Origin of the sequence: Flavobacterium laiguense, assembly GCF_003097655.1 — a bacterium.
Lineage (GTDB): Bacteria > Bacteroidota > Bacteroidia > Flavobacteriales > Flavobacteriaceae > Flavobacterium > Flavobacterium laiguense.
Genome location: NZ_QCZH01000015.1, coordinates 12,564 through 32,747 on the forward strand (window position 1 = coordinate 12,564; position 20,184 = coordinate 32,747).

General features: G+C 33.7%; 20 protein-coding genes. 13 read left to right on the top strand and 7 right to left on the bottom strand.

What is annotated here, in order from left to right:
- Positions 1 to 10 precede the first annotated feature (10 nt).
- Positions 11 to 652 carry a carbonate dehydratase gene (can, locus tag DB891_RS12350; protein ID WP_116763889.1) on the top strand — a complete coding sequence of 214 codons (642 nt, stop codon included), beginning with the start codon at positions 11 to 13 and terminating at the stop codon, positions 650 to 652.
- 86 nt (positions 653 to 738) lie between these two features.
- On the opposite strand, the gene DB891_RS12355 is transcribed toward can, so the two are convergent.
- From DB891_RS12355 to DB891_RS12370, 4 genes are all read right to left on the bottom strand, one after another.
- Positions 739 to 1,941: an LETM1-related biofilm-associated protein gene (locus DB891_RS12355; RefSeq protein ID WP_116763890.1), complete on the bottom strand. Its 1,203-nt coding sequence runs from the start codon at positions 1,939 to 1,941 to the stop codon at positions 739 to 741.
- Between the two features lie 155 nt (positions 1,942 to 2,096).
- Entirely contained in the window at positions 2,097 to 2,666 is a 570-nt protein-coding gene (locus DB891_RS12360; protein WP_116763891.1) for a YdeI/OmpD-associated family protein, read from the bottom strand.
- A gap of 17 nt (positions 2,667 to 2,683) precedes the next feature.
- Positions 2,684 to 3,211 (bottom strand): superoxide dismutase family protein, encoded by a 528-nt coding sequence (locus DB891_RS12365; protein ID WP_116763892.1) that lies wholly within the window; start codon positions 3,209 to 3,211, stop codon positions 2,684 to 2,686.
- Between the two features lie 73 nt (positions 3,212 to 3,284).
- Positions 3,285 to 3,809 (bottom strand): hypothetical protein, encoded by a 525-nt coding sequence (locus tag DB891_RS12370; RefSeq protein ID WP_116763893.1) that lies wholly within the window; start codon positions 3,807 to 3,809, stop codon positions 3,285 to 3,287.
- Positions 3,810 to 3,940: 131 nt separating this feature from the next.
- Between DB891_RS12370 and DB891_RS12375 the strand changes: the two genes are divergently transcribed.
- The 12 genes from DB891_RS12375 (at position 3,941) to DB891_RS12430 (ending at position 16,460) form a co-directional block, all read left to right on the top strand.
- Positions 3,941 to 4,372: an META domain-containing protein gene (locus tag DB891_RS12375; protein ID WP_116763894.1), complete on the top strand. Its 432-nt coding sequence runs from the start codon at positions 3,941 to 3,943 to the stop codon at positions 4,370 to 4,372.
- A 55-nt stretch (positions 4,373 to 4,427) separates the two neighbouring features.
- Positions 4,428 to 4,937 carry a DUF4251 domain-containing protein gene (locus DB891_RS12380; protein ID WP_124019520.1) on the top strand — a complete coding sequence of 170 codons (510 nt, stop codon included), beginning with the start codon at positions 4,428 to 4,430 and terminating at the stop codon, positions 4,935 to 4,937.
- A gap of 125 nt (positions 4,938 to 5,062) precedes the next feature.
- The gene (locus DB891_RS12385) at positions 5,063 to 6,307 is read left to right on the top strand and encodes a BamA/TamA family outer membrane protein (protein ID WP_116763896.1); all 1,245 of its coding nucleotides are present in this window, start codon (positions 5,063 to 5,065) and stop codon (positions 6,305 to 6,307) included.
- 210 nt (positions 6,308 to 6,517) lie between these two features.
- Complete coding sequence (locus DB891_RS12390; protein ID WP_189337144.1) at positions 6,518 to 7,672, top strand: BamA/TamA family outer membrane protein; 1,155 nt, start codon at positions 6,518 to 6,520, stop codon at positions 7,670 to 7,672.
- Positions 7,673 to 7,813: 141 nt separating this feature from the next.
- Positions 7,814 to 8,296 (top strand): hypothetical protein, encoded by a 483-nt coding sequence (locus tag DB891_RS12395; protein WP_116763898.1) that lies wholly within the window; start codon positions 7,814 to 7,816, stop codon positions 8,294 to 8,296.
- A gap of 230 nt (positions 8,297 to 8,526) precedes the next feature.
- A complete protein-coding gene (locus DB891_RS12400; RefSeq protein WP_116763899.1) occupies positions 8,527 to 9,303 on the top strand; it encodes an ExbD/TolR family protein in 777 nt (258 codons plus the stop codon).
- Between the two features lie 235 nt (positions 9,304 to 9,538).
- Complete coding sequence (locus DB891_RS12405; RefSeq protein ID WP_223256100.1) at positions 9,539 to 10,381, top strand: transporter; 843 nt, start codon at positions 9,539 to 9,541, stop codon at positions 10,379 to 10,381.
- A 237-nt stretch (positions 10,382 to 10,618) separates the two neighbouring features.
- Positions 10,619 to 11,953, top strand: a complete 1,335-nt coding sequence (locus DB891_RS12410; protein WP_116763901.1) for a TolC family protein — start codon at positions 10,619 to 10,621, stop codon at positions 11,951 to 11,953.
- A 9-nt stretch (positions 11,954 to 11,962) separates the two neighbouring features.
- Positions 11,963 to 13,027 carry an HlyD family secretion protein gene (locus tag DB891_RS12415; protein ID WP_116763902.1) on the top strand — a complete coding sequence of 355 codons (1,065 nt, stop codon included), beginning with the start codon at positions 11,963 to 11,965 and terminating at the stop codon, positions 13,025 to 13,027.
- A 4-nt stretch (positions 13,028 to 13,031) separates the two neighbouring features.
- Positions 13,032 to 14,600 carry an efflux MFS transporter permease gene (locus tag DB891_RS12420; RefSeq protein WP_116763903.1) on the top strand — a complete coding sequence of 523 codons (1,569 nt, stop codon included), beginning with the start codon at positions 13,032 to 13,034 and terminating at the stop codon, positions 14,598 to 14,600.
- A gap of 50 nt (positions 14,601 to 14,650) precedes the next feature.
- Positions 14,651 to 15,355: a potassium channel family protein gene (locus tag DB891_RS12425; RefSeq protein ID WP_116763904.1), complete on the top strand. Its 705-nt coding sequence runs from the start codon at positions 14,651 to 14,653 to the stop codon at positions 15,353 to 15,355.
- A gap of 37 nt (positions 15,356 to 15,392) precedes the next feature.
- Entirely contained in the window at positions 15,393 to 16,460 is a 1,068-nt protein-coding gene (locus DB891_RS12430; protein WP_189337145.1) for an AI-2E family transporter, read from the top strand.
- Between the two features lie 90 nt (positions 16,461 to 16,550).
- On the opposite strand, the gene DB891_RS12435 is transcribed toward DB891_RS12430, so the two are convergent.
- From DB891_RS12435 to DB891_RS12445, 3 genes are all read right to left on the bottom strand, one after another.
- Positions 16,551 to 18,341: an acyl-CoA dehydrogenase family protein gene (locus DB891_RS12435; protein WP_116763906.1), complete on the bottom strand. Its 1,791-nt coding sequence runs from the start codon at positions 18,339 to 18,341 to the stop codon at positions 16,551 to 16,553.
- 74 nt (positions 18,342 to 18,415) lie between these two features.
- Positions 18,416 to 18,781 (bottom strand): four helix bundle protein, encoded by a 366-nt coding sequence (locus tag DB891_RS12440; protein WP_116763907.1) that lies wholly within the window; start codon positions 18,779 to 18,781, stop codon positions 18,416 to 18,418.
- Between the two features lie 195 nt (positions 18,782 to 18,976).
- Entirely contained in the window at positions 18,977 to 20,158 is a 1,182-nt protein-coding gene (locus DB891_RS12445; protein WP_116763908.1) for an acetyl-CoA C-acyltransferase, read from the bottom strand.
- Positions 20,159 to 20,184 lie beyond the last annotated feature (26 nt).

Genomic DNA, 20,184 nt, shown 5'->3' on the forward strand with positions numbered 1-20,184 from the left:
TTAAAGAGCAATGAGCGATTTTTATAAAAAAATATTAGACAACAACAAAGTTTGGGTAGAATCGACATTGGCAAAAGACCCAAACTATTTTAAAGATCTAGCCAAAGGGCAAACTCCACCGTTATTATGGATTGGTTGTTCAGACAGTAGGGTGCCGGCGAATGAAATCATCGGGGCGAAATCGGGCGAGGTTTTCGTTCATAGAAACATTGCCAATATGGTTATCCATTCGGATATGAATATGTTAAGCGTGCTAGATTATGCGGTAAATGTATTAAAGGTAAAACACGTTATTGTATGCGGTCATTATGGCTGTGGTGGGGTCAAAGCCGCAATGGGTAATGACTCTATTGGGATAATCGATAACTGGATTCGACATATCAAAGACATTTACCGTTTGCATGATAAATATCTGAATTCTATTGAAGACGAGAATGAACGTTTTAATGCTTTTGTAGAAATTAATGTAAAAGAACAGGTATTCGATTTGGCTAAAACATCCATTATACAATCTGCTTGGAAAAGAGATCAAGACGTGACCATTCACGGATGGGTTTATGGATTGAATTCAGGTTTTGTGACGGATTTAGGAGTGAATTTTAGTTCAGATAAAGATCTGGATGAAGTATATCAGCTCAATTTCCCAAAATAATCGATTGGGTCGTTCTAAACAGTAGATGATTTGTTTTACAATGGTTTATAAAAGGCTGTCTATTTTTTAGACAGCTTTTTTTATGCTTAATCGTCGTTATCTAGATTCTCATTAAATGCCGAAGGCAAAAGAGTTGGTATGAACTTAATTAGAATAGGCAATAATAAGCTACCTCCCGGAAATAAGAAAATGGTTAGCGATGGTATTGTTTTGCAAATGTCCAGTAACTGTTTTTTTACCTTTTTCTTTTCTTTTTCGTCTAAATCTCTGCGGGTGGAATAAGCTAAGAGAAGCATTAGTTCTTTGCTTTGAACAATTTCTTTGATTAATCTGGTTTTGTTGCGGGAAATTAGGGTAATAACACTCTGCGTGGTTTGATCGTAAAAATGTTTTACTGGATTGGAATAATTAAAATAAGGTATTTCTTTTTTGTGTTTAGCTATAAATCCATCCGTGCTGATAATACTATGTTCAACAAACTCTTCCGAAATAGAAAAGGTTCTGGCTAATGTATGCAAAAAATAAGCTTCGTTATTTTCGATTACGCCATCACTCCATAATGCCATTCCTGCAATATCTACTAAATATTTTTTTTCTAATTCATTTGTGAAATACTCTAATTGCAATGCTTCTAAAGTAAGATCCGTATTTTTAGAAAATTTACTGTATCGTATGGAGGCCTCGAAAAGTTTAATCAACAAATCGTCATATTGTGTTTTATTCGTCTTGATTTTTAGGGCTAGAGTTACTATGTTGACTATAGTTTCCTCAATTTTCTTTAAGTACTTTTCGGGTATTGCACCATGAATTAAATATTGACGAAAAGCCAAAACATCAATGAATAACAAAGCGTTGGTAACCAAATGCGAAAAGTTTTTATTGATAATGTTTTCATTAGTTTGAACGCGCTCGTCAATTATTTTTTCTAAGGTTAATGATGCAGTATTTTTAGGTAGTATTTTTTTAAATAAATTGAAGCCTTGAGGGTGCATTTGATTATAAAACACATTGGCTTGTTCTATAAATTTGGCCGAATCATTTTCTTTATTAGTCAAGCAAAAAATGCTGTATAAAGCATTTAATAAGGCTATTTTAGAAATTTCTTCCTTAAACCAACCTTTGGATTCAATAGGGAAAGTGGTGTCAAATGAAATGATATGTCCGTAGATAAATCCTGTGTTTCTTAATTTTTGATAAAAAGATTCTTCAGTTTCAGAAACTGTTTGTTCTGATAACTTTTGTTTTATAAAAAACTTATCTATCCAACCGGATGCCGAAGGGTTAATCATTGCTTTGTTTTGATTATGCAAAGCTATGTATTTTTATGGATCAAATTCTATTTTGAATATTTATAAAATGGGTTCTCAAGGTAAATTTTGTGAAACCTCGATTTTTGAATTTGAATCAATAAAATTCAGTAACTCAAATTATTTCTAAAATAAAACTAATCTCTCGACTTTTTATTTTGCTTACAAAGTTCAATTATTGTGGTAATTCTATTGTTTCTGGTTTCGGCTCTTTTGGCCTGATTGAGCCAATAAAGATAACTTTTTCGATATGAAGGACTGAATTTTTGATAGTTTTCTAAAGCCATTTGATTTTGATCAAATGCCAATGCCAAGTCTTCTGGAATTATTAAATCTTCAACGGCGTCTAGTGAAGTCCAGGAACCATCTTGCTTTGCAATTTCAATTTTGGCCAATCCGCTTTCGTGCATCAGATTGTCATCAATGAGTTTTTCGATATGCGTTTTATTGAGTTTGCTCCAAACACTTTTGTTTTTTCTGGGAGAGAAAACTTGCTTTCGGCTGTGCTCGTCAAGGTTTTTGACAGTAGAGTCAATCCAACCATAGCAAATAGCTACTTGAACCGCCTCTTCCCAACGCATACTTTCAAAAGGGCTATTTACTTTATAAAAAATCAAATACACACCAGTTGACGAATGATGATTGTTATGCAACCATTCTCGCCAAGCTGTTGTGTTTTTAAAATAGTGATGTTCTTTTTCTTTCAAGAGAATTTTCTATTGTTTTATTTTATAATAGCCGAACAAGCTACTCTTGCGCCTGCATTTCCGGCTGGTTGAGAAACAAAATCATCTGCACCTTGATGTACAATTAACCCTTTTCCTAGGATGTCTTTTGTTGCATCTTCACCGCCAATAGACCATTCGTCTGTTGTCAGAGTGATAGTCCCGTTTCCTTTTTCGTCAGCGGTAAAATTACCAATGTCACCTTTATGATATTCTTCTACTCCCCATTTTCCGTGTTTTTTGAATGTTGGGTTCCAGTGTCCGCCAGCAGAACTTCCATCAGCAGCAGAGCAATCTGATTTTTCATGAATGTGTATGGCATGGATGCCTGGTTGTAGTCCCGAAATTTTGGCAACAAAAGTTACCTTGCCATTTTTCTCTGTAAAAGTAGCGGTTCCTGTAACTTTGCTATTGCTTTTTGATTCAAACATCAAGTTTAGATTTTTGGAGTCGCTGGATTTGCTATTGGTCTTACAACCAATGATTACAGCGATAATAATTGCGATAGAAAAAAATATTTTTTTCATGTTTTTTTTAAATTGGATTCGATTATAAAATTAAGTAAAAAAAAGCGTGCTAAAATTAAAAGTTTCTTAAAATCTATTTAGACTTTTCTCCCACAAAATGATTGGTAGGCGATTTGAATAAAATATTAAATGAAGTCAAACTGCCGTAAATGCGAGTGATGTATTGTTGCAATTCTATCTTTTCAATTTCTTCTATTTTGCTGGTATTAATTTTTTGTTCCATCACACGTAAGCGATCCCGAACCATTATGATTTTATGGAAAAAAGTGTCGATTGGAATTTCTTTAGAAGCCAAACCTGCTTGTCCGGGCTCTAAAATCATTTTGCCACCTTTCCATTTGTCTCCAATAGGCACAATTTCGGAAACATCAGACCATTTCTTCAAAAGGTCTCTTAAACTATTTTCTACTTCCGAAAAACTTACTGTATCGACTTCGTCTACGGTAGCTTCAATCACTTTAAACTCATCGTTTAATGCTATGGTTTCTAATCCATTTTCTATAAATGTTACCCAATATTCTTTGGAGGAAACATTCGTGATTACGCCTTTTCCAAATTCGGGATGTTCAATTCGGGAACCTATTCCTAATAGTGTCATAATAGTTGTCTTTTTATACGAAAATAATCATACCGTTTTTAATAACCAAACAAGGAGTTAAAATATCATTTTTGCTTTTAAATTTTCGCTATTTTTACAAGACATAATTTCTGACATTTAAAAATGGGAACATGAAAAAAACAGCATTATTAGTAGTATTCATTGGCATGACATTGGTTTCATGCACTACAACAAAGTCAACTATGAAAACAGTTTCACTTGAGGGGACTTGGGAGTTAAATTATATAACGGGTCCTAGAATTGCTTTTGAAGGATTGTATCCTGAGAAAAAGCCAACAATTAAGTTCGATCTTGCAGCCAATAAAATTGCAGGAAACAATAGCTGCAATCAATATTTTGGGGCTTTAATTGTTGATGGAAATAAAATAAATTTTAAAGATGCCAAAATGGGAATGACTATGATGGCTTGTCAAGGAAATGGAGATTCAGTTTATATGGATACACTAAATAAAATAGAATCATATACGATTACAGATGATGGAAAAACCTTGAATTTTTTGATAGGTAATGTTGTGATGATGCGATTTACCCATCAAATGTAGTTGGATTTTGGTTTGTAAAGTATAATTAATTTTGTCTTATTTAAAATTCAAAGATATGAAAACACCAATTTTATCTTTTTTTCTTTCTTTTTCGATGCTAATTGGTTTTGCACAAGAGAAAACGAAACAGCAAATTAAGGAAGAAAAAAAAACAGCAAAACAAAAGGAAATTGAAGCGCTTGTTGATTCGAAAGAGTACGAATTTCAGGCTATTACGGCTTACCCTATGGGGGGGAGAAGCATTGACATGATTACAAATCCAAATTTTTTGAGATTTAAAAAGGATTCTATTGACAGTGCAATGCCTTATTTTGGAAGGGCTTATAGCGGAGTAGCCTATAGCAGTGGCGGCGGTGGATTGGATTTTAAAGGTCCAATTCAAGATTATTCCATAAAAAAAGGCAAGAAGGAATATACAATAAGAGCTAAAGTTAAAGGTAATGCAGATTCTTATGACATTCTTTTGAGTGTCTTTTTTGAAGGAACTGCATCTTTGTCTATAAGTTCAAATAACCGCAGTTCGATTAGTTATAGAGGAAGTATAGAAAAACTAAAAGCGAAATAATTCTTTCGGTTTTACTGTAGCTTAATTGTGATTTGGGATTTGAAGTAATAGCAGAATTGTACGTGCGTGCGTCTTTGTTTCGGTAAAACTAATTAGTAGGATTAGTTTAAAAATAAATAGCTGTTATGATAAAATTTTTAATTCCTTTTTTTATTATTTTATTTGGAAATCAATTTTTTGTTAATGCTCAAACGAATCCGGATATTGGCAATTCTTGCCCACCCAAAACGGTTTTTGAATTGTTTAAAAAGAAAGATTCGCTCATAGTTGTAAAACCAATTAAAAATAGTTTTTTATTAGTCATTCCTGTAATCGGGGTACAGCCTGCAACGGGATTTAGTTACGGCGCCACGGCACAATACACTTTTAAGGGTGCCGATGTTTTAGATAAATATTCTTCTGCAAATCTTGGCGTTGTTTTTACAACAAAAGATCAGTTGTTAATTAATGCCAAAAATAATATTCTGTTAAAGGATAATAAAATTTACTTAAGTGGAGATTATCGATTGTACGTTTTTACACAGCCCAATTACGGTTTGGGGACTCATATTATTCCAACTCACAAAGAAGATCCCGATTTTGATGTTGAATCCATCGAAGAGCCTATGGATTATAACTATTTTAAATTTCATCAAACGGTTTCTTGGGAAGTTAAAAAACATTTTTATGTAGGAACAGGAATTGAAATTGATTGGTATTCTACAATCGTTGACAAAAATCTTGACGTTGAGAATGGAATACTTACCAGTCATTATAATTACAGTAATCAATATGGTTTTAATGACAATGAATATTTTGTAAATGGTTTTAGTCTGAACTTAATTTATGATTCCAGGGATAACCAAATCAATACAAGAGAGGGTTGGTTTGCTAATATAAACTATAGATTTAACGCTGATTTATTCAATGATCAAAAATCGAGTAAAGTACTTTATACTGAGTTTAGATATTTTATTCCGCTTAGTCCAAAAAAGAAACAATTTGTATTAGGTATTTGGGCTTTTGGACAATTTGTGACCAATGGGGTAGTGCCGTATTTAAATTTACCCGCTATAGGTTGGGATCAACGCAGTCGAAGCGGGGAAGGTTATACTCAAGGGTTATTTCGAGGGAATAATTTAGCTTATCTTCAAACTGAATTAAGGTTTCCTATAAGTTGCAATCAACTTCTTAGCGGAACTGTTTTTACAAACTTTACAACGGCTAGTGATAAATTGAGTGAAATTTCACTTTTTCAATATGTTCAACCTGCAGTTGGGGTTGGTTTGAGGATTTTAATTGATAAAGCGACTCGCACCAATCTTATTTTGGATTACGCAGTTGGCAATCGTTCCAAGGGGTTTTATCTTAATGCGGGAGAAACTTTTTAAATTAATTCCTTATTTTAGTTTTCTTATTTGTAAACTGTACTTATATGTCAGTTATTTTGGATTAAATTATTAATCTGATTTTGCAACACACATTTTATTTAGTGTAATTGTATTGCATGTTTTTATATAAATCATAAAAAAGCATTGTAATTTGTATGATTTTTTATGTTATTTTTGTTTAAGGCAAATCTATTCAATTTTAAATTTCTTATGTTTAAAAAATCATTAATTCCGTCCCTTATTTTTCTCTTTTCGTTGTCAATAATTGCGCAAACTGAGGCTCAAACAAAAAAAGATACCATAGCAGAAAAGAAGACTAATCCTTCAAAATTTGACAATTTTAATAAAAAAGCGGAAGCTTTTTTCAAAGTATTTCCGGTTCCTATCTATGGTTATAGCACAGAGGCAGGGAATATTTTCGGGTTAGCAAAATTTAATGTGATCGATTTGTCTAAAAAAGATACAGTTTCAAAACCATCTAAATTAACTGAGCTTGTTTCTCTTTCGTCAAAAGGAAGAGTTAATGTTGTACTTGGAGGACAATTGTTTTTTAAAGAAAACAAATATCAAATTCAAAGTTATGTTTATTTTCAAAAACAACCTCAATACATATTTGGTATTGGTAATGATGTTGTAAAAGAGGAGGCTGAATTAATAAATTTTGATAGAGTAAAAGTATATTCAAATAATTTGATACGAATTAAGAAAAATTTTTATTTAGGAATTCCAATAGAGTTAGCCAACTATTGGAATATGGAAATACCGAGTGATAGTTTTTTAATTCGAGATAATGTACTTGGTGTAAATGGAGGGTATGATGTAGGAACAGGTTTCTCTGGGTTATATGATACAAGAGAAAATCCATATAATCCTCAACAAGGGATGTATTGTATGTCAAGTTTAGTTTTTCATCCCAAGTTTTTAGGAAGTACCTATGAGTTTACCAACTTTATTTTGGATATGAGAAAATATTATAATCCTTGGTTAAAGCATATTATTGCAGTGCAAGCCTATACAAGTAATGCTTTTGGAGACACTCCTTTTTATGATCTTTCCTTAATGGGGGGGTCAGACCAGATGCGGGGATATTATCAAGGAGGTTTTCGCGATAAAGCACTTGTAGATACACAAGTTGAATATCGCGTTCCAGTATGGAATATATTTGGTGTTGTTGGTTTTATTGGTACGGGTCGTGTCTTTGAAAGCTATAAAGATTTATCTTTTGAAAAATGGAGGGTGTCATACGGAACGGGTTTAAGGGTGATGGTAGACACTAAGAATAAAACTAATCTTAGAATTGATTTCGGATTTGGAGAAAAAGGTGCGCTTAAAGGGACTTATTTGAGCTTTAGTGAAGCATTTTAAATGTTTATTTTTTATTTTGCTATACTGGGCTTGTGTAATAAATTGATTGTAAAAACTTTGATAGAAAAAATATTGTGAATTATACTGTTAATTACTGTTAATTTGTTAAATTAGCTTATTCAACAATTAAATATAAAAAACATGAAGAAAGTATTTTTATTATTTGTTCTAGTAGTTTCGTCTACTGCATTCGCTCAATCTACTATGAAAGAAGACGTAGATGTTGTTCAAGCTGTTTATGGGAGATCTAAAGCAGAATTAGTGACGCAATATATGGCGTTAACAGGAGTTCAAGCTACAGATTTTACAAAAGTCTATGATGCGTACGAAGTGGAACGTAAAAAATTGGGACAAGAAAAAATCCAATTAATTAATCAATATGCTACAGATTACGCAACAATGACAGATGCTAATGCTGATGTTTTAACTAAAGGAGCTTTAAAAAATAATCTGGCGTATGAAAAATTGTATTCTACCTATTACGAAAAAGCAAAAAAAGCAGTTGGTGCTTTGAATGCCGCAAAATTCATTCAACTTGAAATTTATTTGCAGACAGAAATTAGAAGTAGCATACAAAATGCAATTCCTTTTGTTGGAGAATTGGATATGTCAAAAGTGAAATAAGTATTTTTTTACTTTTTTGTCTCAAAAAAAGAGCGTAATCATGGTGTTACGTTCTTTTTTTTGTAATTCTAAGTATGTTTTCGGATATCAGCAGGATATATGAAATTAGGTCTTCAATTATAAGTTCTTTAGTCGTAAAAAAACGTTAATTTTAGCTTCTCTGTTTCAGAAAAAAATGTTAAATTTGTTAATATGCTTTCCTATTCTTTTTATAATTAAAAAATTAAATCATGAAAATTTACACTGCCCAATTTAGAATAGTCTTTATTCTTTTAGTATTTTTAATGGTAACTAGTTCAATATTTGCCCAAACTTCGGATGGAGAACCAAAGCCTGCAAGAGATTTTAAGAATTCGGTTAAGTTTAATGTGTCTAATACATTGCTTTATGATAACTCCTATCAATTTTCGTATGAACGAATTATCAAAGAAAATCAAAGTATAAATGTTTTTGTTGGTTACCAGGAGTTTCCATTAATTACACTAGATCTTGCTGATGATAATGTTGATTTCGATAGAAAAAGTAATAGAAGTGGTTTTTCAATTGGTGCAGATTATAGATTTTACTTGGGAAGTGTAAATAAATACAGTGCGCCACGAGGTGTTTATTTGGCGCCATTTGTAAGTTTTTTTCAATTTAACACCGATAGGGATATAAATTATACTGATTCTAATAATGTTGTTAATACTGTTAATCTTTCTTCAAAATTTAACTTGACTAATTTCGGGGGTGAGTTGGGGTATCAGTTCGTATTATGGGATAGATTTGTTGTGGATTGTGTATTATTTGGACCTTCCTTGACTCGATATAAATTTAATGCCAAATTGGATGGAAGTATACCAAGTCTTGATGATAATGAGGTTTATCAAAAAGTAATTCAAGCAATAAAAGATAAATTCCCTGGAATTGATGGTATTACAGGAGATGAAGGAATAGAAAAAAAAGGAGTTCAATCGGTTACTGCTATTGGGTTTAGATATAACATCAGTATTGGTTATCGATTTTAAGAATAAATAAAAGTGAATACTAATAAAACCTCAAATAATTTTTTGAGGTTTTTTTAGGTTCAATTTTTAAATTGCTTTTCAAATTTAGTGGGCAGTAGTTAAGAAGTAATGAAATATAATTTAGAATAGATTTTTAATTTCTTATAAAATTCAGAATATGTTTTTCCCAAACTTTAGTAGTAGTAGAAAAGCTAAATTTTTATTAGCTGCTCTTTTTTTGATTTGTAATTTATCTATGGCACAAGATCTTGAGCCTCGAGCGTATGCTAATTTGCCAAAAGGAGCCCATGCTGTAGTAGCGAGTTACGGCTATATGAAAGGGAATGTCGTTTCAGAGCCAACATTGCCAATTGAAGATTTTGTTATTTCAAGTAACAATTTTGGTGTGGGTTATATGCAAACTTTTGGATTGGCCAACAAGTTAGCTAGGGTGCAAGTGATTCTACCGTATTCTATTATGGATGGAAAAGCAACCGTAAATGGTCAAAAAAACACAGGAAATAGAACTGGCTTTGGTGATATGCGTATTCGGCTCGGAATCAATTTAGTAGGCTCGCCTGCTTTGGCTAGAAAAGATTTTGCTCAATACCAACAAAAAACAATTTTTGGTGTAAGTTTAGTTACTTCTGTGCCAACGGGTCTCTATTACTCTGATAAAAGAATTAATTTGGGAGCTAATCGTTGGGGTTTTAAGCCAGAGGTTGGGGTTTCCAAACGTTTTAAACACGTGTATGCCGAATTCTATTCGGGAGTTTGGTTTTATACGAATAATGATGAGTTTTTGGGAGATAAAGACTTGCAACAAGAACCAGTACTCTCTTTTCAAGGCCATACCAGTTATTATTTTAAAAATCAAATGTGGGTAGGGATAAATGTAAACTGGTTTAACGGTGGAAAAACAGTTATAAATGATTTACCTGCTGGCAGTGTGATTAATAGTTCTAGAATAGGAGCGACATGGTCAATACCATTATCAAGAAGTCAATCCGTTAAATTGCAATTTAACACGGGTACCTTTAAAGATATTGGTTTAAATTATGATTCTATTACTATGTCATATCAATATGTTTTCTTTTAGTTTCAAAAGCAATCAGAAATTTATTTTAATTTTAAAAAAAAAAGAGGATTCTTCTTAACTTCGGCGGACAGTTTTTTTTAATGACACTTCTTAAAAAGATGTATTTTTTTTGTTATTAAAATGTTAAAACACCTATATTTGTATGTTTCAATTAGTGATTTTAATAAAAATGAAATCTACTTTTGACAAGTATAAAGATACTTTTCCTGTTGATTTTTTTGAACTAAAAATGTGTTAATGAATCGTCCTATTATAAAAAATCTTAAAATTGAATTTGTTATTCTAATAGTAGCTTGTTTTTTTCATGGAGTTGGATATTCTCAAAATGAGGAGGTTGCCAGAATCATAAAATTGGATGAAGCTATAGAATTAGGTGTTCAGAATAACAATCAACTTAAAATAGCCAATTCGGATGTTACTATTGCCAATGAAAATTTAAGCCAATCCCAAATAGCCAAAGTGCCTATGGTAGGGTTGAATATGGGGTATAATTATATTGGGAATCCCAAAATCTACGATGGTTTTTATGGAAAGAATGTTACGGTCGATTATTTTAATCACCAAGCTTCAGCTAATGTTTTTGCGTCGATGCCGTTGTATTATGGAGGTGTGATAAACAATCAAATTGACAAACAACAATTAATAGTCAATATGCAAGAATCGGTTGTAAAAATGACCGAATCAGAAATTAAACAAGCCATAACACTTCAATTTTTTACTCTCGAAAAATTATATACACAAATTGAAATAACCAAGCAAAATATTATCAATACCGAGTTGCGAATTAAACAATTGAAATCCAGAGTAGCGAATGGCCAAAATCTTAAAAGTGATTTGCTACGAACTGAATTACAAAAATCCAATTTTGAAGTGGCTGTTTTTCGTAGTTCAAATTCCATCGAGTTAATCAGTAATTATATGGATATATTAATTGGACTGCCTACCAATACCAAATTAAAACCGATTTTAGAGGGGATCTTAGTTCCCAAAGAAGATTTGAGTTTGAATGAAAGTTTGTCCGAAGCCTATCAAAATCGAAATGAAATCAAACGTTCGGAAATCAATGTTAGAATAGCCGAGTCTTCCATGGATATTACCAAAAGTGGTTTCAAGCCCAATGTCAATGCCAATTTGATGCTCAATACGCAATATCCTGCACAATGGCCGGATTATCCCAATATTCTCAATTATTGGGCTGCGGGAGTGTCGCTCAATTGGGATATTTCCAGTTTTTATAATCTAAAACATCGCGTCAATGGTGACCAACAGCAAATTAATAAAAGCAATATCGCATTAGAAGCCACCAAAGATCAAATTAATCAAGATGTAAAGGCTGCTTTTGTCCGATTTACTGAAAGTGTAAGGAATATTGTGACCTTTAAAAAAGATGTTGATTTGGCGTTGAGTAATTACAAAATTGTAAAAAGCCGTTATGACAACGATTTTGCCTTGATCAGCGATATGGTGGATGCTGAGTTACAGTTGAATGAAGCGAAAATATCACTGAATAATGCCAATATAGATTCGATTATCCAATATTATTCCTTGCAATATGCAATGGGTAAACTTTAAAAATTTTTTATGAGCGAAGAAACCGCAATCAACGAAACCGCATTGAAAAGCGAAAAAAAGAGAAATACTGTATTGACGGTTCTTTCTTTTATTTTTATTATAGGGGGAGGTATTTGGATATTGAGTTTATTTTTTGACTTCCATCGCTATGAAACGACCAATAATGCTCAAGTAGAATCCTATATTAGCAGCGTTACGGCCAGGGCGACGGGATATATAACCACAATTAATTTTGAAACCAATCAGTTGGTGCATAAAGGGGATACTTTGGTCGTTCTTGATGATAAGGAATACAAAATTAAAGTGCAGCAAGCCGAAGCAGATTTGGCTACTGCCGAAGGGAATCTGCATTCGTTGGAGCAATCTATCGTTACGGCGACCGCCAATCAGGCTGCGTCCAAGGATAATTTGGAAGGGGATGAAGCCAGTCTTGAAAAAGCCGAAAAGGATTACCAGCGTTTTAAAAATATGATTGCCGATTCGGCCGTTACCATAAATCAGTATGATCAAGTAGTGGCAAAACTGCAATCGACCAAGGCGTATCTCAATGCAGGTAAAAATCAATTACAAGCGAGTAGTTCTACGACCAAGCAAAGTTACACGAATCTGGAAGCAGCGCGAGCCACAGTGGCCCGTAAAAAAGCCGATTTGGATAATGCATGGCTGCAATTGTCTTACACCCGAATCATTGCATTAGCCGATGGTTATGTGGGAGAAAGAACAGTATCGGTAGGCGAACTGATTAATGCCAATCAAGTGGTGGCAACGCTTGTGTTAAATCAAAAAGTTTGGGTTACTGCTAATTTTAAGGAAACACAAATCGAAGAAATCAAGCAAGGTCAGGAAGTGACCATTACCATTGATGCATTGAATGATAAAGAATTCAAAGGTAAAGTAGTGGGTTTTTCGCCGGCAACCGGTGCTAAGTTCTCTATGGTGGAACCCGATAATTCTACAGGAAATTTTGTAAAAATCACCCAGCGTATTCCTGTGAAAATTGATTTCGACGCTTCCGCAAAAGAACTGGAAGCCGTAAAACCAGGGATGAATGTTACTGTGGAAATAAAAAAGTAAAAGGATGGCTTCAATCAAAAAAGGAAGTGTGTTTACCCTTGTAGGACTTTATCTCCTTACGATTCCCTTTTTTAATGCGTTAAATGTGACCTCTTACGATAACTCACAAATACTCGGGCATTTTGGATCCTCGACTACTGTTTTTTCCTATGCGACCTATATTCCTTTTTTTGCAATGCTTGGGTTTTTGCCTCTGGGATTAAAGTTGGGGAAGCAAATAAAGGTTCGGACGTTGATTTTATCTGTAAGTTTTTTGTCTATTATCTGTAATACCGCTTCGTTGTTTGCAACATCTATTCAGTGGTTTACGATTTGGCGCAGCCTGCTGGCCATTTTGTCTATCATTGGAATATTTGCTTCGATGATTCCAATTATTTTAAAATACAATCCTGTTTTTAATATGCCGATTTTGTATGGAATCATTCAATTTATTATGCAGGGAAGTAAGCAATTGTACCAATATTTTGGAACACAAATGACTAGTATTCACGACTGGACTTTTGGGGTTTACTTTTTGAATGTCAACTTTTTGTTAGCGATAGTTTTGGCTTGGATTTTTTATAAAAAAGACGTGGCACCTATGAAATCTCCATTTCAATTTGATTGGAGAGGTTGGCTCATAATGCTGTTGTTTTTTGTTGTTATTCTTTTTCTTTGTGCCGAGGGACAAACCCGTAATTGGTTGAGCGATCCTAAAGTCGCAATGGCACTTGCTTTTTTATTGATTATAATTGGGATTTATTTGATCCACGTTCGATTTACGAAAAACCCAATAATCAATCCCGATGTGTATAAATACACAAATGTAGTTTTCGGATCTTTTCTCTATTTTTATATCGGAATGATGAATGGCACCGGAAGTGTAGTGACCGGTTTTATGACAAATATTCTGGGTTTTGACAGTATTTATGTAGCGAGAACACATTTGGCCATACTTATAGGTCTTTTTGTAGCGATTCCATTAACGACTTATCTTTTGTATAAACGTATTTATTTGGCTACCATTTGGATAACCGGTTTTGCTTGTTTTGGTATGTATCATACACTGCTTTTTTTTCGTTTTTACCCCGGAATTGAATCTTCCGATTTTTTCGTGCCTTTTATTTTTAAAGGATTAGCGATTGGATTTTTGTATCCCGTGTCATCACTTTATATTTCCGAAAAAGTACCGCCCAAATTAGGTGATTCTAGGATGATGAGCGGTATAATTTCGAGAGTTGTATTTGCATCTTTGTTGGGAGGGGCTATATTAGGTACTTTTATTTCAAATTTGAAAATACAACACAAAACAGGCCTTAGCCAGCAATTGTCTCCTTTGAATGAAAAGGCACAACAAAAACTAAATAACACCACAAATTACTATTTGCATCAAGGATTGTCTCAAGTTGATGCGCAAAAAATGGCCGAAAAAAGTCTGTCCAATCAAACATCACAGTCTTCATTAATGCTGGCATACAAAGATATTTACTTAGTAATGGCAGCATTGTGTTTCTTCCCAATTTTAATTCTTTTGTTGTTTAGACTTGGTCGAAGACCTGTTGGAAGCGTTGCTGTAGAGCCGATTCCGTTTTAAACTCAGTATTCATTAATTTTAGGGTTATTTATAATTAAATATTGACAAATATGACAAGACAAAAAAAGATTAAGTTTTTGAATCATTTATGGAATAAAGAAAGTGGACTTAGTGGAATGTTCGTTTTACTTGTTGGAATGCATTTTATTTTAATACCCTTATTTAGTAGTTATAGATCTTTTATGGTGACCATCAATATATTTTGGATGCTGTTTCTTGTATCTGGAATCTTTTCATTGGCAAAATCCAAAAAGCAAACGTTGTTATTTTCCATTATTCCTTTAATGTTTGTGGTTTTTAGTTGGATTACGGTTTTTGAGCAAACTCCATTTGTTTTGTTTGCTGAAATATTTTTTACGATTGCAACTTTCGTTTTATTGATTGTTTTAGTTTTAAAAAAAGTTCTAGAACCTGGACCTATTACTGGATATAGAGTGATTGGTTCCATTGTGGTATATTTGATTTTGGCCAACTTATGGTGCGTAATTTATTTGTTTATTTACGAACAAATTCCTGGTTCTTTCTCTATCACATTACCTCCTTTTGAAAGCAATACATTACTGGCTAATTTTTTGTATTTTAGTTATATAACAATCACTACAACTGGATTTGGGGAGATTGTTCCTTTACATCCCTTTGCTAGAGCAATGGTTCAAATTGAAGCCATTATAGGAGTATTATATCCTGTAATTCTTATTGGTCGTCTCGTTTCGGATGCCAATGAAAATAATTCCAAGAAGAAGCAAAATCAATAATTTTAAACTCATTTATTCTAACCTTTATTTTTATTTTATGGAAAATTCAAACCAAAACAAAAACAAACAGCTTTTTGAAACTATTCTACAACTAGGACTTGTTTTCCTTATTTTAGGATTTTGTTTTAAACTTTTATTGCCTTTTATGATGCCAATTCTTTGGGCCATCATATTAGCTATTGTTTTGTATCCCGCTTTCAATTTTTTGCAAAAGAAATTAAAAGGACGTAAAAGTCTTGCTTCATTCATTATCACATTTGCTTTATTATCACTTATTATTATACCTACTGTTTCGTTTGTAAATTCGGTTACTACATCTCTTTCTGAATTAAAAGTTGGACTAGAAGACGGCACACTCAAAGTGGCGACTCCAGGTCAAAACATAAAGGAATGGCCATTAATTGGGGAGAAAGCATACGATTTTCTATATTCATTATCCACCGATTTAAAAACAGGATTACTCCAATACAAAGAACAAATCGTCGAAGTATCCAAAACAATACTCGGAAGCGTTCTCAGTTCCACCGTTGCTTTGCTACAAGTAATCCTTTCGGTTATCATTGCAGGAATATTGATGGTATCGACCAGTGCCCAAGATTTAGCTAGTAATTTTATCAAAAGAATTGCAGGTGATTCAGGCGAAGAGTTTTTAAATATTTCTGTTTCTACAGTATATCAAGTAGTCAAAGGAATATTGGGTGTTGCTGTTATTCAAACCCTTATTCAAGCGGTTGGGCTATTTGGTTGTGGTGTTCCTTTTGCAGGTGTATTGACCCTATTATGCTTAATGTTGTCCATAATTCAAATTGGCCCCATCATTATTAATCTTGGAGTTATTGCCTATCTTTTCTCATTAGACAATACCACAGCAGCCATTCTTTGGAGCATATTTTTCCTCTTAAGCGGACTATCCGACAATGTTTTAAAACCGTTATTGTTAGGAAAAGGCGCTTTAGTTCCAATGTTAGTCATCTTTCTAGGCGTAATTGGCGGATTCATGATGTCAGGCTTTATTGGCTTGTTTGTAGGTCCAATCATTTTTTCTATAGGTTATAAATTATTTGTTGCTTGGATGGATGATAAACCAGAAAGTACAGTAGCTTAATTTTTAGGAGTTGTTTAAAATAAAAAAGCCGCTATGTCATTCAGGGACAATAGCGGCTTTTTAAACAAATAAAAACTAAAAAAAAATATTTTAGAAACAGTATGCGTTTTCAGTAACCAGTTTTGTAGTAATCGTTTCTCTTAAACCAACTACGTTTGGCATGTTGGTGTATTTAGTAAAACGGCGTAATCCCATTAACATCATACGTTGCTCATCTCCTTCTGCAAAAGAAATAATACTTTCTTTTCCTTTTTGAGTAATAATATCAACCGCTTGATATAAGTATAATTTAGCCATTGCAATTTGTTCTGTGACTTTGTCTTCACCAGTTGCTTTAGCCAATTTTTCGGTTCTCAAGATGGTACTTTCAGCCATGTAGATTTCGATTAAGATATCAGAGGCAGCCATCAATAATTGTTGGTGTGCATCTAAGTCTGGACCGTATTTTTGAACTGCACCACCCGCAACCATAAGGAATGCTTTTTTCAATTTGGTGATCATTTCTTTTTCTTCAGCAAACAATTCAGAATAATCAGGAGTTTCAAATGATGGAATTCCCATTAATTCTTCTTGTACTTTTGAAGCAGGTCCTAGTAAATCAACATGCCCTTTCATGGCTTTCTTGATCAACATACCAACCGAAAGCATTCTGTTGATTTCGTTTGTTCCCTCGTAGATACGAGCAATACGGGCATCTCTCCAAGCACTTTCCATTGGTGTGTCTTCAGAGAATCCCATTCCACCAAAGATTTGAATTCCTTCATCAGCACAAGCTTGAACGTCTTCAGAAACGGCTACTTTCAAGATAGAACATTCGATAGCATATTCTTCAACCCCTTTCAATTCTGATTCTTGATGAGTAGATCCAGCTGCTTCACGTTCAGAAATACGATCTTCAATATCTTTTGCCGCACGGTAAGTAGCACTTTCTCCTGCATAGCATGAAGTTGCCATTTCAGCCAACTTAGAACGAATAGCACCAAATTGTGAAATTGCTGTATTAAACTGAATTCTTTCATTAGAATAGTTTACTGCTTGAGTAATCACTCTACGTTGTGCGTCCAAACAAGCTGCAGCCAATTTAATACGACCAACGTTTAAAGCATTCATGGCGATTTTGAAACCATTTCCTCTTTCAGATAACATGTTTTCAACAGGCACTACAGTATCATTAAAAAATACTTGACGTGTAGATGATGCACGAATACCTAATTTATGCTCTTCTTCATTCATAGAGATTCCATTGTCTGGAGTGTTTTCTACAATAAAACCTGTAATGTTCTTATCATCACCAATTCTTGCAAATACGATGAATACTGAGCAGAATCCTGCATTCGAAATCCACATTTTTTGTCCAGTGATCGAATATGTTTTTCCGTCTTCTGATAAAATAGCTTTAGTTTTTCCAGAATTGGCATCCGATCCAGCACCTGGCTCAGTCAAACAATAAGCGCCAAACCACTCACCAGAAGCTAGTTTAGGTACGTATTTTTGTTTTTGTTCTTCTGTTCCGTATAATGTGATTGGCATTGTTCCTATCCCCGTGTGCGCTCCAAAAGCTGTAGAAAAAGATCCTGTTGCTCCCGAAATATAATCGCATACCAAAACCGTATTCACAAATCCCATTCCCATTCCACCATAAGATTCTGGAACAGCAACACTAAGGAAACCTAAATCTCCTGCTTTTTTCATACACTCTTGAGTATACGCATAATCTTTTTTCTCAAAACGATCTTTATGAGCCCACAATTCTTTATCAACGAATTCTTTTACAGAATCACGCATCATTAATTGCTCTTCATTGAAATCTTCTGGCGTGAATATATCTTCACATTTTGTTTCTTTTACGATGAATTGTCCACCTCTTGTTTGATCGCTCATTTTTTAAAATTTTAGATGATAGATAATAGACGAATAGATAATAGACGCCAATTATTTATGAATTAATTTATAAGTTATTTATTTAGTGTGTTTTGAAAGGACATTGTTGCCTTTTGAAATTCTTCAATTTTTATTTCAATAAAATTGGTGTAATCGTCTGTTATATATTTTCTATGATTTGCAAGCAAAAGTTGTGTTTGTAGTTCAAAAGAAGATCCTAATGATATATCTAGGAAATGACTAAAAGATTTATCTGTTCTACTTGATCCTTCTGCAATATTTGATGGCATAGAAACAGTAGATCGATCCATTTGACTTTTCAATCCAAATTTTTCAGAAACTGGAAATGTATCCGTTGCGTCTAAAATTAGTTTAGCAATCTCCATTGCCATTTGCCAAATTTTTAGTTTTTTGAAATTGTGTCTTTTGAATTCGCTCATGTTTTAAATTTTAGATGATAGATAATAGACGGATAGATGAAAGACTTTGACTTGATAATTTTTAAAAGATGATAGATGATAGATAATAGACAGATAGATGATAGACTTTGATTTGACAGATTAGATTAGAGTTGACAAATAGATAATATATTTTTTAATCTATTATCTATTTGTCTATTATCTCTTCGTCTCTTCTTACATTAATTCGTAAATTCCAGCAGAACCTTGTCCTGTTCCTACACACATAGAAACGATTCCATATTTGCTTCCTCTGCGTTTCATTTCATCAAACAATTGAACAGAAAGTTTAGCACCTGTACAACCTAGTGGGTGGCCTAATGCAATAGCTCCACCATTCACATTGATAATGTCAGGATTCAAGTTCAGTTCACGGGTAACGGCCAATGCTTGTGAAGCAAATGCTTCATTCAATTCAATTAAATCAATATCATTTAACGTCAATCCCGCTTGTTTCAAGGCTTTTGGAATGGCTTTTACAGGGCCAATTCCCATGATCCTTGGCTCAACACCTGCAGAGGCGAAGTTTACCAAACGAGCAATAGGTTCAAGGTTTAATTCTTTTACCATTTCTTCGCTCATAACCAGTACGAAAGCCGCACCGTCACTCATTTGAGAAGAGTTACCAGCAGTTACACTTCCATCAGCAGCAAAAACAGCTCTAAGACCTGCTAATGCTTCCAAAGAAGTTCCAGCTCTTGGGCCTTCGTCTTTGTTTACCACATACGATTTGGTTTCTTTTTTACCATTTTCATTGATAAATGTTTGCTCTACTGTAATTGGTACGATTTGTTTGTCAAATTTACCTTCAGCTTGTGCTTTCAAAGCTTTATTATGCGATTGAAAAGCAAATTCATCTTGGTCTGCACGAGAAATATTGAATTGTTTAGCCACCGCTTCCGATGTCAATCCCATTCCCCAGTAGTAATCCTCATGTCCTGCTTTTGCAACAGCATAATCCGGAGTAGGTTTGTAACCTCCCATTGGAATAAAACTCATACTTTCGGCTCCACCTGCAATGATACAATGTGCCATTCCTGATTGGATTTTGGCAGTTGCCATTCCGATCGTTTCCAATCCAGAAGCGCAATATCTGTTTACGGTAACACCCGGTACATCATCTACTTTTAATCCCATCAAAGAGATTAAACGTCCTACGTTCAAACCTTGTTCTGCTTCAGGCATGGCATTTCCAACCATAACATCGTCAATACGTGTTTTGTCAAAATCAGGCAACTCATTCATCATGTATTGAATGGTTTCTGCAGCCAACTCATCAGGTCTTTTAAATCTAAAAACTCCTTTTGGTGCTTTACCTACCGCAGTACGATACGCTTTAACTATATATGCTGTTTTCATATTTTTTTTCTTTTTAAGACTATAGA